At 65.1% G+C, this 14,598-nt stretch carries 8 protein-coding genes; 5 read left to right on the top strand and 3 right to left on the bottom strand.

What is annotated here, in order from left to right:
• Positions 1-386 precede the first annotated feature (386 nt).
• From ACWF0M_RS01585 to ACWF0M_RS01565, 5 genes are all read left to right on the top strand, one after another.
• A complete protein-coding gene (locus tag ACWF0M_RS01585) occupies positions 387-1,547 on the top strand; it encodes a hypothetical protein (protein ID WP_452233641.1) in 1,161 nt (386 codons plus the stop codon).
• Positions 1,548-2,031: 484 nt separating this feature from the next.
• Positions 2,032-4,224, top strand: a complete 2,193-nt coding sequence (locus ACWF0M_RS01580) for a WD40 repeat domain-containing protein (RefSeq protein ID WP_452233640.1) — start codon at positions 2,032-2,034, stop codon at positions 4,222-4,224.
• Between the two features lie 7 nt (positions 4,225-4,231).
• Positions 4,232-6,385: a toll/interleukin-1 receptor domain-containing protein gene (locus ACWF0M_RS01575; RefSeq protein WP_452233639.1), complete on the top strand. Its 2,154-nt coding sequence runs from the start codon at positions 4,232-4,234 to the stop codon at positions 6,383-6,385.
• Positions 6,386-6,428: 43 nt separating this feature from the next.
• The gene (locus tag ACWF0M_RS01570; RefSeq protein WP_452233638.1) at positions 6,429-6,926 is read left to right on the top strand and encodes a DUF4231 domain-containing protein; all 498 of its coding nucleotides are present in this window, start codon (positions 6,429-6,431) and stop codon (positions 6,924-6,926) included.
• Positions 6,923-7,405: an SLATT domain-containing protein gene (locus tag ACWF0M_RS01565; RefSeq protein ID WP_452233637.1), complete on the top strand. Its 483-nt coding sequence runs from the start codon at positions 6,923-6,925 to the stop codon at positions 7,403-7,405. Before ACWF0M_RS01570 ends, ACWF0M_RS01565 begins: the two co-directional genes overlap by 4 nt.
• Before the next feature lie 44 nt (positions 7,406-7,449).
• Here the strand turns inward: ACWF0M_RS01565 and ACWF0M_RS01560 are convergent, their stop codons facing one another.
• The 3 genes from ACWF0M_RS01560 to ACWF0M_RS01550 all read right to left on the bottom strand — a co-directional run bounded on the left by ACWF0M_RS01560 (position 7,450) and on the right by ACWF0M_RS01550 (position 14,213).
• Positions 7,450-8,199, bottom strand: a complete 750-nt coding sequence (locus tag ACWF0M_RS01560; protein WP_452233636.1) for a hypothetical protein — start codon at positions 8,197-8,199, stop codon at positions 7,450-7,452.
• A 55-nt stretch (positions 8,200-8,254) separates the two neighbouring features.
• Positions 8,255-12,523, bottom strand: a complete 4,269-nt coding sequence (locus tag ACWF0M_RS01555) for an nSTAND1 domain-containing NTPase (RefSeq protein ID WP_452233635.1) — start codon at positions 12,521-12,523, stop codon at positions 8,255-8,257.
• A 409-nt stretch (positions 12,524-12,932) separates the two neighbouring features.
• The gene (locus ACWF0M_RS01550) at positions 12,933-14,213 is read right to left on the bottom strand and encodes an IS110 family transposase (RefSeq protein ID WP_452233634.1); all 1,281 of its coding nucleotides are present in this window, start codon (positions 14,211-14,213) and stop codon (positions 12,933-12,935) included.
• Between the last annotated feature and the right edge of the window lie 385 nt (positions 14,214-14,598).

The following is a 14,598-nucleotide window of genomic DNA, read 5'->3' as shown; positions in this document are numbered from 1 at the left end:
CCAGCCTGGGCGTCGGCGCATCAGCGGATCTGGTCCCAGACGGCGAACCGGTTAACGACGCGTCGTCCCGGCTGCGACCGAGCAAGAGTTTGTCACTGGCAACATTTGTCAGCGATATACCCGACGACGCCCCGAACCACCGACCATTCAGTTTGGACGCCGACGGGCCGGCAGTTTGCTGTCCAAGCATCGGACAGACGTAGGTATCCGTCGAGGAGTGAGAAGCACCGCCTGTCCGATGCGCCAATCATGACGTCCGCTTATGTCACACAAAAGCGGTCTAGACGGAAACCGTTCGCCAGTGCTGGAGTGAGGCACGTCTGAGGGGGAGCGCAACGCGACTGCGACAACCCGACATGCAAAGGAACAGAGATGAGGAGACCGAGGTGCCCGAAGCGTCGACTGAGAGCGCAAGCGTCGCAGAGGATGTCAGCCAAGGCGTCACAGCGCATGACGAACTGGACTCCAAAGCCTCGAGGCTCCCGAAGGCCCAGTATCCGTTTCCACGTCGCACCCTGGAGGAGGCGCTACGGATTCCTTCGACTCTGCGAACTCACAATGGAGGCGAGCCGTACGCCCCATCAGAGATCGCCAAGGCACTCGGAATCGGCGGAAAGACCGGAAACTTCTTCTACTTGACTGGAGCGTCGAGAGACTACGGATTCACGGAAGGCACGCGTGACGCAGCGCTCGTCTCGTTGACTCCACTCGGAAAGCAAGCGGTCTATCCGACATCCGACGAAGAGGCTGCCGACGCTAAGCTCAAAGCATTCTTAAACGTCGAGAAATTCAAACAGATGCTCGACCATTATAAAGGCAGCCTTCTACCCGAAGACGAATTCGTAAGAAATACTCTTGAGACCCGATTCGGCCTTGATCCACGAACGCACGACGAGTTCCTGGAACTATGGCGAAAGAACTGTCGCTACCTTGGCATCGGTGCTGACTGGAAGGGACCAGGCACGGCGAGGACACACACCCCCACTGTCGATTCAGCGCAGCGATCGCACGGCCCTGGCCTCCCGCCCGTGGCTCCGGCAGGAATCGATCCGTTACCCGGAAAGCGACCCATCTGCTTCGTTGCGATGCCGTTCAGCGAAAAGACCGAACAGTATGCACCGGGCTTCTTCGCTGAGGTTTATGAGTCGATGTTCGTACCTGCCATCGAGGACGCCGGCTTCGAGCCTCGGACGGCAAGGCGCCAAGGTTCCGACGTTATTCACGCGACTATTGTGAACGAGCTGCTCGACGCAGATCTAGTCCTCATAGACTTGACCGAACATAATCCAAATGTCTTATTCGAACTCGGCATTCGCATCGCCATGCAGAAGCCGACCGTGCTGGTCAAGGCCACCGGAACTAATCCGATATTTGACGTGGACCATCTCCTGCGAGTGGTGTCATACAATCCCAATATGTGGCCGAGAACTGTCGTTCAGGACATTCCGAAACTGTCTGCACACATCAAGGGCGCCTGGGACAGTCGGACCACCGAGCGACCATATATGGCGATCCTCCGACAAGACAGCACGACCGCTGCAGTGTGATATCTCTTCCGGATCACGACACGTCATACCCCGAGTACACAGATGCCATGATTCGTCGACGAACGTCGGGCAGGCGCTCGCAGGTGAGTGGTGGCTCATTGCGCTGCCGAGCCCGAATCAACATTCGAGTTCGGGGACGGCGCGCGGCGGTGTGAAGCGGCTGGTCGAGACCCAACAGCGACGATGGCTCAAGTCGACTCCCATCGCCATCGGTCGTCCATCAGGGTCGGACCTGGTGTCCGCCAGCTAACCAGGTCGGCGTGCAAGCCAGGCCCGTCGGCGACTTTCTGTAACGCATTCGTTTCTCCGCCCGATATGCGGTTGAGAGGGGCGGCACGCATCCGGGGGGATGGAAAATGATCAGCGTCACAATTCGCTCAAACGCATGTTCCAGGGCTGTTCAGTGGTGAGCGCTTCTGGTCCGAAACCGAGGTCAGTCTCTATCTGCTCCGTCGCCGCGGACGCGCCGACGCGAGAAATCATCGTGAACTACTTGATGGGCAAGGATGTTCAGATCGTCCCAGCGGACCAGGCTGACTCGTTGGTGGTCCTACTCTCGGCCTCCGCGGCGCGAGATCGGGGCTGGCTCACCGAAATTACTCAGGCAGTAGGCGCGCGGATCATCCCTGTCCGGGTCGGCCCCCTAGGTTCTGATGGGCTGCCAGGTGAGCTGTCCATCCTGAATTGGATCATCTGGGATCCCGACACTCCTGATCGCAGTTGCGCGCTCGTCTTCGCTTCGTCGCAAACCGACCTCGACAGCCATCGAGTGACGCAAGGACTCTCTTCCCGCGCGCGCATCTGGGTCGCCGGTGGACGTCGCGACGACGCCCTGCTGGACGACTTGGACGAGGTCGCCAGCGCACGAGCCGCGCAACTCGACGGTGCGGACGCAAAGCACTCAGGACTCATCGCCGAGTTCGTGGAGCGCAGCGCGACCAAGGTCGCCGCGGCTCGCAGGAGGCGCCGCCGCAAACGCGTAGTTCGCTACCTTCTCGGCAGTGTGGCTGTTGTCACTATCATCGCGCTCGTATTCGTCGCGCGAGCGCAAATGCAGTCCTTCACACTCAGCCAGAGCGCCAGCGACGCAGTGGCGGACCGCCGTCCGGACGTTCAGGCCATCAAGGATGCTGCCACCATCATGCAATCCCGTGAGAATGGCAAGCCGGCCGATCGCAGCGACGTGCAGCGACTCGTCACCGCGCTGTCCTATCCGTGGCCGAGAGCCTTCGTCGGGATGGAATGGACCAAGGCCGCGAATGGCTTCGCGTTTCTGGAAGACGACAAGACAGCGGTTGTCGTGGACGGCGGTGGTTTGCTCGTCTGGTACGAAGTGATGACAGGCAGGTCGGTGCACTCGCTCGACATCGGCCTCGAACGGGGCATACCGGAACATGTGGTCTCCAGCCTCGACGGGGCGACTGTCGCTGTCGCCGCGGACAGCGCGCTGTTCGTCGTTTCTCGATCGGGAGGTATCGAGCAGACGCTTCCGCTGGCCGCCCGCGATCTGCAACTGACTTCCGACGGACACGCTCTGGTCGCGCTGGTCGACAACGACCTGGTGACCATACACAAGGTCGACAATCGATGGACCGCCGCGCAGGGCAGGCACTACGACGATGTGCTCGATCTCATCTCTACTCCTGCTGGGTCGTTGAGCGCGTTGGTCCGGATCGGCGGAAGGATCGTGGTAGTCGATGCTGTGACGGGCGGCGTGAAATCTGCCTGGGCCTTCCCGGCGCACACGTTCGAGGCGGGCGCCTTGGGTGCGGATGGAAGTGTCGTTCTGAAGGCAGCAGACAAACAGATCTACTGGGCAAGGTCCACAGACCGGAGCCTGCAGCCGTCGGGCATATCGACGGCGGACGTCGTCGATGCTTTGGCGATCCTGCCCGGTGGCCTGGTCGTGATGTCCAGCCGACCGAAAGGTACGCAGCTGTACCTCATGCCGGACGGCGTGTCCCTCGGAGTCATCTGCGATGAACTGTCGTATGTCGGGTCAGTGATCGTGTCCCCCGATGGCCAGTTGCTGGCTTGTCACAGTGGCGGGGGCTTTGCTGTGTGGAGCGTCCAGGGCCGCGCTCCTATTGCACGTGCGATGCCCCATCAACTGCGGCCGACGGGGGCACCTGTCGCCGTCTCTTCACCCGATGGGCTTGTGGCGGTGGCGAAGGCTACCCGCTCCGGCCTGATCGAAGTGCAGCTTCGCTCGGGCGCCGTTCTCAGGCTTGATCCGGGCGGCCGGGCAAGCGGTCAGGCACAGTCGCCTCCGCCGCTACAGGACGTTCTGACGTTCTCCGGCGAGGTCACCAGCCTGCAGTTGGAGAACGCCGGCAGCACGCTCCTGCTCGGGACCAGCGACGGCGTCGTCCTCGAGGTCGATGTCGTCTCCGGCAGCGCGCTGATGAGTAGCCGATGGCAGGCGGCAGACCGGGCGGCGGTGCGGAGGGTGGAACCGATCGCAGACGGATACCTGCGAGTCACCACCGATACGTTCGTCTGGAAGACCCTTTCCTGCGCGGGATGTGCGGGCAGCCCTGACCGGCTGATCGAGCAGACGCGGGTTCGCCTGCTCAACTGCAGCCCGTCGAGCGTCAACCCAGTCGTGCCGAATCGCTTCGTCAAGGCCCTCGGGATCCGGATCTGCAAGGACGTCGATCCACGGAAGGGCAGGTGACAGAGCTGTGCACCACGTATTCATCTCCTACTCCCGGCGAGACTTCGCGCAAGTCCGGCCCTTGGTCGATGAACTGCGCGACCAAGGCTGCGAGGTGTGGCTCGATCAGACTGACATCCCGGTCTCCGTACCGTGGCTGGACGAGATCGAGGAGGCGATCCGCGGAGCCATCGTGGTCTGCATCTGCGATTCTGCCCACTGGCGAAGGTCGGAGAACTGCGCGATCGAGGACCGGCTCGCCACCGACCACGGCAAGGCGATCGTTCGCTGGAGTCTTGTCGACGAGGACCATCGGAGTGCCGCGGGCCGGATCGTCGGCTCCCGAGCCGATCGTGATCCCGCCGAATATCTGGCCTGCGATCTGCTCACAAGTAGTTTCCGCTGGTCGAAGTACGGGAAGACCGCAGCGGGCCTCGCAACTGGGCGTCGCCTCAAGGCCCTCGTCAAGTTGGGCAAGCTCGGTCGAACCAGTCTCGACCGAGCAGCCCGGGAGTACCTCCAAGCGTCGATCCGGCGGCGGCGCAGACGCCGTACCTTCACGATCGCCGGCTCGTTGCTGACCGCAATCACGCTTTTGACCATCCAGGTCGCGGTCGGAACGCAGCGCGAAGTAGAACGCCGTTTCCAGGCCTCGACTGCGCAGATCGCTGCGGGGGTCAACGGCGATCTCGCTCTCGAGCACAACGTCTACTTCGGGATGGCACAGGCCTTGGACAGCACGGCTGCGCTACCGGAGAAGTTCGCGTCGCGGCAACTCCTCGGTCAAGCGCTGGCGGAGGTCGTCCCGGTACGGGCGAAGCGCGGATCGGGCCCGGCCCTCCGCTCGACGACCTCGATTTCCGCGATCTCCGCGTACACCCGGCACGTCGCAACGGCCGGCCCGACCCATCCGGCCGTCACCATCACGGATCAACGGGGTCGATTGGTGCGACGGTTGGCCGCGGCCGGCACGATCACGGCGCTCGCTTGGAGCTCGAGCGGCCGGTACCTGGCCGTCGCATCCGGTGACGGGGCCACCGTCTACGACACGGGCAGCGCGACGATTGTCCGGCGACTACGGGGAGTCCCCGGTGCCGTCGTGCAGCTTGCCTGGTCCGATCGGGATCGGACTGTCGTGGGAACCACCTCCGACGGTCTGCAGGTCGAGTGGAACCTCGTGCAGGCCAGCGTCGCGTCCCGTGTTCCTGACGCGTGGTTCATGGATATCGCCGCGCAGACCAGCTCTGCAAAGATGGCAGCCGTCTCGCGCGATGGCCGAGTGTTCGGCTTCGATGGTCGGACAGGGATGCTCGAGTGGAGTACCTCGCGGGTCGCATCCGGCTTCAGTACTGCGGTCTCGCGCGGTCCACGCGCTGCCTGGTTGGTGGCTCGGCAGCAGGACGGCGCGAGCCGTCTGGATCTGTTGACTGCATCTGGAGCCCTCGAACAATCCATTGCGATCCCCGAGTGCTCAGCCGGAGATGTCGACTACAGCGAAGAATCTCAAGCTGCCGTCGTCGCTTGCGGCAGGGATGTCGCGGTGGTGGTCGATCTGACCGGTACATGGCATTCACGACGGGCCGACCTTCCGCTGCTCGACACCGCGGCCGTCGTGACCCACGGGAACACTGCCATCGCCGGTGGCGGTCCGGGCGAGCTCGTACAACTCGACCTTGGCACGCTGAAGAGCACGCTGGTGGCCTACGGGACCAGTTTGTGCTTCTACAGCGACCATCGGCTGGCCCTGACCCCGAACGGCCAGGTGCTCTTCAACACCGGTGCCGACGCCGCGAACGGCTGTAGCTTCCGCTTCACCAAGAAGGAGAAGCCGTGGACAAGGGACGCCTTAATGCTGCCGCTGACAGACGCTGCCGATGAGTCCCGGGCCATCGCCATCAGCCCCGACGGCAGGACCGTGGCGCTGGGCTTCTCCGACGGCTCGATCCGTGCCCTGGACATCGACCGCTTCACCAGCCAAACCCTTCGCCATGACCGCGGCGGCGAGATCCGAGGCCTCGCCTACACCCCGGACGGCAGCTCCTTGGCTGCGATAACCCGGGACGGCGACCTCGCCATCTATCCGACCACGAACGACCGGCTGACCGGTGCCGAGGAACGTGCCGAACTCAGCGGTCGCCTGACCAACGCCATCGCGCTCGGTCTCTACACGCCCCCGCGCTGACACGACCGGGACACCCGGCGACCCGACCAAAGGGAGTGACACAGTGGCTCTGCAGTTGCTGAAGCGATTTCCCCGTTTTCGTCCGCCGCACTCTCAACCGATCATCTCCGCCGAGAAGCGGGAGGCCTATCCGGCCCTCGCCACCGATTTGGCAGTGATCGATCGTGAACTGGCTCCGGCCTTCGAGGAGTGCGACAGCGACGCTTTGCGCTACCAGCACCGGTACCGGCGTCAGCAGATCCTGATCCTGCTCGGCTCCGCACTCGTCGTCGGTCTCGGCGGTCTCCAAGCCGCACTACCGCATCAGCGGTGGCCGGGCGTTGCGCTGGCTGTCGTCGGCGTCGTCCTCGCCGCGAGCAGCCGATTCGCCAAGGAGCAGGGCTGGCTACACAACTACCTGGACGAGCGCGTGAAGGCGGAGGGACTGCGCTCCCAGTGCTTTCGGTACTTGTCCCGGACAGGGAACTACACCGGCGACGATCGCGAGTTCGTCCTGCGGCGAGCGGTGCTGGCCATCCAGCACGGGAAGGAGCCGGAGTGAAAGCCCGGGCGGCGCAGTTCCACGCGATGTACCGCGAGCTGAGGATCGTCGATCAACGCAAGTTCTACGAGGGGCGGCGTCGGGAGTACCAGCGTGCCCACGAACAGGCCGTGACAGCGCGCAACTGGCTCCTGGCGCTGTCGGCGCTGGCGGGTGCACTGGGCCAGATCCCTTCAGGGAGCGGCCGGGCAGCGGCCGGAGTGGTGGCATCATTGTTGGCCGCCCTGGCCGGTGCGGTCACTGCGTTCGAAGCGATCATCGGCTTCCCGCAGTTGCACAAGTTGTACGCCGACGCGGAGTACAACCTGGGAGAAGCCGAGATCGACTGGGACACCGCCGACGACTCCCGGCAGGACCTGGCCGCTGAGGTCGACCGAGTGGAAACCATCTTCCGCACGGAGAACGGCCAGTGGGGGCAGTTGATCGTCGAGAACGCGAAACGAGCTCCGAAGTTGGATGTACCACCGCTCGACGGCTGATGATGGACAATCTCTCGGCGGACCCGACTGTCGCCGAGGACGTGTCATGGACCGCCTCTATCCAAGGCCGATGCTATCGCCGCGCGCAGACGTTCCGGATCGAGCGGCGCCGAGAACACCAGGCGGGATGCGACGAGTTCCTCGGCCCGCTCGTCGGCGGGTTCGCCACGGAGCGCCGCGGCGAACTGGTCGGCTGCGCGGCCGCTGCCACTGACGACGAGAGTCGGCCGACGCGCCTCGACGCTGTTCGCGACATCAGCGAACGCGATCTCGCCACCGTTGACGAGGACGGTGACCGACGAGGCCGCCCCAGCAAGCGCCGTCGCGGTCCGCGCGATCCAGGGCGCTTCGGCACCCCACTCGGAACCAGGCACGACGACGAAATGCGTGTGGTGGCGTTCGAGTTCCGCAGTGTCGTCCGAGGCAGGTCGCCCGGGCCAGCGAACGGTGCCATGGGCAACGACACCGACGAGCGGGAAGGCCGCGGACCGGCGTATCCGCTCCTCGCCGATGACGCGCATGATGCCGGCGTCGGTTCCGCCATCGACGACTACCGCCTGTCGCTGCTCGAGAACCGGAATGAGTCCATCAGCGATCAACGGCCGCAAGCGATCGAGATCAGCGGACGTGAGCCCACCGGCGCCGCCGACGAGGACGACAACGGGACGCGACCGAGGGAGTTCGAGTGCGCCAAGGCCGGGGATGAGATCGGCAGAGCTGCCGACCGTCACGCCGACCGCCTCGGACCCCACGGCCTGCCAGGTGACCATGCCAGAGTCTAACGGTGCGCTCATCGGTACCGAACCCATTGGTTCGACGATACCGACGCACCCCCCACAGCGTCGTCGACTAACCGCATGTCTGCTGATACGGGAGGTCCCCGACGTACTGCCCCCACTCCGCTGCGTCCAGGCCGCGGCCGACCCGCGCACAAGCCAACTGCGTCGCGTGTTCGCGCGTGTCGATCACAGGACTGAAGTCGACCAAAGTCAGCTGCAGGCGACCTCTGGGGAAAGGGCTGGGGTTGCCGGCGACGGCTAGCGTGCGACCGTCTGGCGCGAAAGCGAACGCGTTCAGGCCGAAACGCGAAACCTGCGTGGTCAGCGGCCGACCGAGTAACCGGGGCCTCGCCGTATCGGACAGATCCCACACAGTGAGTGCGCCGCCCACGCGGGCAGCCAGCATCCGGCCGTTCGGGCTGAAGGTCAGAGCAGTCGCTTCCCCGTCCGCCGGTGCCAGCGGGAGACCCTGGTGAAGAGGGTGCGATGGATCACTGATATCCGTCAGAACGATTGTCTGGTCCAGACCTGAAGTGACCAAAACCTTGCCGTCGGGCGAGATCGCCATCTCCCGGATGTCCTCGCTGTGACCGGACGCGATCGACGCAGCCTGCCGCGGATTCGCCGAGTCGGAGATGTTCCAGAGCTCGATCGTCGGACTCGAGCCGAGTCCGCCTGTGGCTCGGGCCAGTGTCGCGCCGGTCGGCGAAATGGCCATGGCACTTGCATAATCGACCGGCGGCAAGTGGCTGTCGAAACGCCGCACATGACCAGGATCACTGGTGTCCAGCAACGCCAGGTAGTTGCCGCCGCTGTCATACTGGGCTTGCTTGACTGCCAGCAGACGACCGTCGGCGGAGAAGGCTGCATCAGAAGGTTCGCCATCACCGGGCACCCCCGTGAGCAGCGGCGGCCTGAGCAAACTCTTCCGGGCGGGATCCCTGGTGTCCGCCACGACGACGCCGTCCAGGGCGATCACAGCGACGGCGTCGCCTCTAGGGCTCAGCGCGGCATCACGAAACCCCGCGGGCCGATACACGGTGCTGGACGGACCGAGCGGCCTTGGCCCCGCAGGGTTGCTCACATCGAACTGTGCGATCGACTCCTGTGCGCTCGCCACCAGTGTCCGGCCGTCGGCCGAGAACGCCAGGCTGATCGGGGTGCGAAGGTCCAACTGCACCGGCTGCCCGAACGACCGGGGTTCGTCAACGCCGGTGAGATCCCAGACCACGATCGTGCCGTCCGGCCGGGAAGTCAACAACCGTTTGCCGTCTGGAAGCACGGCCATCGCCGAGGACACACCGCCACTCCCCATCCTCATCGCATGCCCGGTCGCCCGCGGCCACGCTCGATCGGTCAGGTCCCAGAGGTTCGCTGTCCCGTCGTCGGACATCACCACCATCTCGGACCGCCCAGGCACGAACGCCAGGGAGATGGAATCGCCATCCGGTCCGAGATCGACGAAATGCTGGGGAGCACCGGAGAGTCCACGCAGCTGCCCCGGCGGCTGGTCGTACGGTTTGGGGTCTGTCAGGTCATTTACGTCGAACAACTGGACAGCCGCATGCGAATCCAAGCCACCGTCACCCTTGATCGCGAGGCTGCGGGCATCCGGCGAAAAGGTGAGCTGATCCGCACTGAATCGCACGCCCGGCAACGGCTTCCCGATCTGCCGAGGCGACGAGGGGTTACTCAGATCGCGCAAGATCACCTGGGTGTTGGAGTGAGCTGACCCATCGGTTGCCAGCACGCCGCGCCGTGGATCGAACGCGGACGCCCTCCAATAAGTGATGGGCTGGCCGAGTTGTATGTGCGCCGCAGGCTTGCGTAGATCCCAACGGCGCACCACGTCCTGAGAGTCCTCGGCGACGGTGGAGGTCACCAGAACGCTGCTGTCGGCGAAGAACCAGGCATCCTTGAAGATCATGTCGACGACGAACGGAGCCGCCACCTGAGCGCCGTCCACGGCACTCCAGAGCGAGAGCACGGAGGGAATGTGGCCCGCGACCAGAAGCGTTCGGCCGTCCGGCGCGAACTCCAACTTGTCCAGTCCGTCCACCCCAGGATCGATAACGGCGCCGCGCTGACGCGGTGCCATCGGGTCAGTGATATCCCAGAGAAGCACACGGTCCCCCGCCGCCCCGGAGGTGGCAATGGTTCGGCCGTCCGGAGCGAAAGCGACAGCCGACACTCCGCCGTCAGGTTTCAGCGGCGGCCCGAGCGATCGGGGCTGACCCGAGTCCGAGATATCCCACAGTATGAGCCGGCCGCCATCAACGGTCGCCATCAAGCGGCCGTCCGTGCTGAATACGAATGCGTCGACAGAGCCACGATGACCCGTCAATGTTCCGGCGTACCTGCTCGACAGGAGGGTGGTGATGAGGCTCCAGCGGGTACGGGCGCTGGGATCAAGACGGTCGGCCGCGAGCGCCAATCGGAGCGCCGTCCGCGGGTCGGTCGTCTGGGCCGCCTCAGCCTGGGCGATCAACTGGCGCACGGTCGCCGTGCGGCGCTCCGATTCTGCCGAGTTGCGTTGCGCAGCGGCGATGCCGGCTGCGGTGAGTGCGAGCGCGAGCAGAATCGAGAGGATGGTGGTAGATCGCCAGCGGCGGTTCCGATCGTGGGCGAGGGATCGACGGAGGAACTCTCGGGCCGCGGGGGCCAGGTCGACTCGACGAGACACCACCTGGCGGCGGGTGACGTAGGCACCGGTGTCGCGCACTGCCGCGGCCAGCTGGCCGCGTTCCCAGAGGCGTTCTCTCGGGTGGTTGTGGCTCTCCCAATCGGCGGCGGCCGCCTCGATCATGCGGCGGGCCCGGAGGGCGGCACGCTGACCAGCGATGGCCGACCGGAGCGGTTCCCAGGCAGTCAGGAATGCTTCATGCGCTACGCCGATCTCGATCACACCGTCGCCGTGCGAGCTCGTTGTGAGGAGACGGCGCTCCACGAACGCGCGATACTCTCCGGCCACGACCTCAGACAGGTCGTCGCTGTTCACCAGCCGGCGGGTCGGTTGGCCGTTCTCGTCGACGGTGACGAGGTTCAGGAGGCCTTCCACGATCTCCTTTTCGGTGCGACCACCTGACTCGGCCGCGTTGCGAAGTGCGATCTCGGCCTGCTTGGTCAAAGCGCCCCGTACACCGCCCAGTTGCTGATAGCGGGTGACCGACAGCTCGCCGCCTCGACGCACGCCGTCCGACAGTTGTTCCAGCGTGAATGCGAGCAGCGGCAGTGCATCCCCGCTGCTCGTGTCGTCGACCATCCGGCTCACCAGCTCGGCAGGTACAGCAATACCCGCAACATCAGCCGGTCCCTCGATGACACCTCGCAATGCTTCCTGGCGAAGCGGACCGACCAGCGACGTCCGGCCGCGCAGGCCATCCAGAACCGGATCCACCTGCATCTGTTCGAGAAACTCCGGTCGCAGAGTCGCCACCACCTGTACCCGACCGGCCAGAGCAGGCAGCAACAACTGCGCGAACCTCGCCTTCTCTTCCACTGCTGTCTGCGACACGAGCTCCTCGAACTGATCCACCACGATCAGCAAACGCCGGCGGCGACCGGGTGCTGCCACCAGCAAGTCGTCAACCACAGCGGAAAGCCCCTCATCAGCCAGTCGCTTGTGCAGGGCCGACGGTGTCAACCGACTCACATCGGCCAACTGCCGAGCGAGCTCAGCCACAGGGTCCTGGCCGGGACGGAACGGTCGCACGGTGAGCCACTCAGGATCGTCAGCCATCGCCGGCAGCAACCCGGCCCGCACCAACGACGACTTGCCACAGCCAGACGGCCCGACCAGAAGCAGGACCTCGCCGCGTGCCTGCCATGCCGGCGACCGCAGCAACTCCACCAACTCGTTCACGTCACCGCTGCGCCCGAAGAACACCCTGCGCCGGTCCGCGTCGAACGATTCCAGGCCTGGGAACGGCGACATGTCGTCCGGCCAGCCGACTGCCCCGCCGGCATCGATCCGGGCTAGTGCGTCGGTCAGAGCGTTGCGGGCGTGCGCCAGTTCGACGTACTGCAGAGGGTTCAGGAGCGGATGCTGGACGCCGTCCTCGCCGATGACCGGGAGAATTCGACTGCCACGCTCCCGCGCGATGGTGATCTCGACGGTGCACCAGATGGACTTCAGGTATGGCGACGTGACCAGGCTGACCACGGCGTCGGCCCATCGCAGCCGCTCCCGCAGTGTGGCCTCCCAGTCGTCGCCCAGCCGGATGCCGTCCTGTCGGTCCCGATCGAAGAACACCTCGTGCCCGGCAGCGGTCAGCCACGCGTGGATCTCAGTCGCGAGTTGTGTATCCGAACCCGCATGGCTGATGAAAACCCTGGCCACCCGACCCCCACCCCTGGTGTCCCACCCCGACTCCCGCATCGTCGCGTCTGTTCTCACACAGAGTCAACGCCCGCTGCACGATCGTTGTCGTCGAGGCTGCATTCTGTTCAAACCCTCCGTGCGCAAATCGAACGGCTCAACAGTCTCGCGAGCCGGGCGGTCCGACCGACAATCGCGTAGCAGGCCAGCCGGGCGAGGCGCCGCCCCGTCTTCGTAGGCAGCCCTTGGACCACACCCGCAGGACGACCAGCGTGACCGACCAGATTCCCGCTCACGCGACACGCGAGGGCCGCTGGCCCTCACTGGCGAACCGGGACATCTTGATGGACTCGCACGCGCCTCTCTGGCGAAGCGATGGAGGTCGACCGCCGACACACACCCGTGAATCATCTGCTGGTGCGCAGGCGCGTCAGCGCGTCGGGCTTTGCCCGACACGTTCTTCGGTGATCGCAGCTAGGCGACGGGGTCGAGCTGGACGGGGTGTCCGAGCCTCTCGAGTTGTGCGACGAGCCGGCGAGTGTGGGCCTCGTCGTTGCGGCGCGCGAGCCAATCCGCGCCAAGATCGCGGGTAGGGCTCGTCCTTGCTGAGCATGTGATAGGCCGCGACGAGGATGGAGTGGGCGACAGCGATCTGCGCTCGCCCCGGACCACGACGTTTGGACAACCGGGCGTGCTGCGCGGCGAGGTAGTTCTTGCCGTGCATCCGGCTCACCGACCCGGCGGCGTCGACCAGCATCGCGGTCAACCACTTGTTCCCGTGCCGCTTCCCGGCCGGGGTGCGCTTACCGGCCGACTCATAGACTCCGGGCGCGACCCCGGCCCAGGCCGCGAGCTTGGCCGCCGAACCGAACCGGGTCATGTCCGCACCGGTTTCGGCGACGATCACCTGAGCGACCTTCTCCCCAACACCAGGAATGGTCTGCAACAACTCGATCTCGTGCGCCCACGGCAAACACTGAACCCGAATTGCCACGTCCAGGTCGGCCAGGGCGTGCTCAACCAACTCGAGCCGATCCAAGATCGCGCCGGCCATCCGGGCGTGGTGGTCGTCGAAGTGTGCCTCGAGCGCCTGAGCAAGATCAGGGATCTTCGAACGCATCTTGCCCTTGGCCATCTCAGCCAGCACCCGCGCATCACGCTCACCGTCGATCATCGCGCGCAACGTCACCCGCGCAGACACCGTGGTCACCGACCACGCGACCGCCGACAACTTGATCGACGCGTCCTCCAGCATCAACTCCAGCCGGACCGCCTCGCGGGTGCGGTCGCCCATCAACTGCACCCGATACCGCGTCAGCATCCGCAGCCGCCGGATCGGTGGCGGCGGAACGAACGACGGTGACAACAACCCATGCTCAAGCAACTGCGCGATCCACTCGGCATCACGCACATCGGTCTTGCGGCCGGGCACCGCCTTCATGTGCCCGGCGTTCAGCAGCCAAACCTCCATCACCTCCTCAAGGCAATAGAACGGCGGCTTCCAACACGTCGACGTCGACTCCATCGCCGCGACCGTCACCCCGCACTCGACCAACCAGTCCCGCATCACTCGCAGCGACCGATCGTGGTCTTGAACGTCCGCGTCACCGACAAACGGCTCCCCCTGCCGCTTGTCCGGAACCCGCACGCAAACCGTCACCGACGCCTTGCCCACATCCAAGCCCGCCACCCGCTCGAACAACACCTCCATCGAGCACTCCCTCCGGCCTCGACACCCGACCCGCGACACCCGCGGCCACGCGCCGCCCGGAGGGCCCTCTGCCAGGACACAGACCCACGTGCTCGCAGCAACAATCCACCGGCGCCCGAAGACCCCGCGCCTTACACTTCTACGGGCTCACCCGCACCAGTGTGACTCGACGTCGCCGAACGGCGCACGCCGATTCTCATCCACCGCCGCAGCGATGAAGTCGCAAGCCGTTACACATCTGGCACTTGAGGCGGAAAGGCCGCGAATCAACTCAGAATTGACCGATTCCGGTAGTGCACAGGGCGAGTCCTTTGCCAGGGTTTCGCGGCGCGCCGGAGTGCGCTGGATGTGGGGATGGATATCCAGTGCTGGTAACTTCTGGTTG

Source organism: Kribbella sp. NPDC055110 (genome assembly GCF_053607525.1).
This window is presented reverse-complemented; position numbering and strand designations above follow the sequence as displayed.

Coding starts and splice junctions, on each gene's coding strand:
- ACWF0M_RS01560 (WP_452233636.1), bottom strand. CDS start 8,199: ATGAGCGCACCGTTAGACTCTGGCATGGTCACCTGGCAGGCCGTGGGG.
- ACWF0M_RS01550 (WP_452233634.1), bottom strand. CDS start 14,213: ATGGAGGTGTTGTTCGAGCGGGTGGCGGGCTTGGATGTGGGCAAGGCG.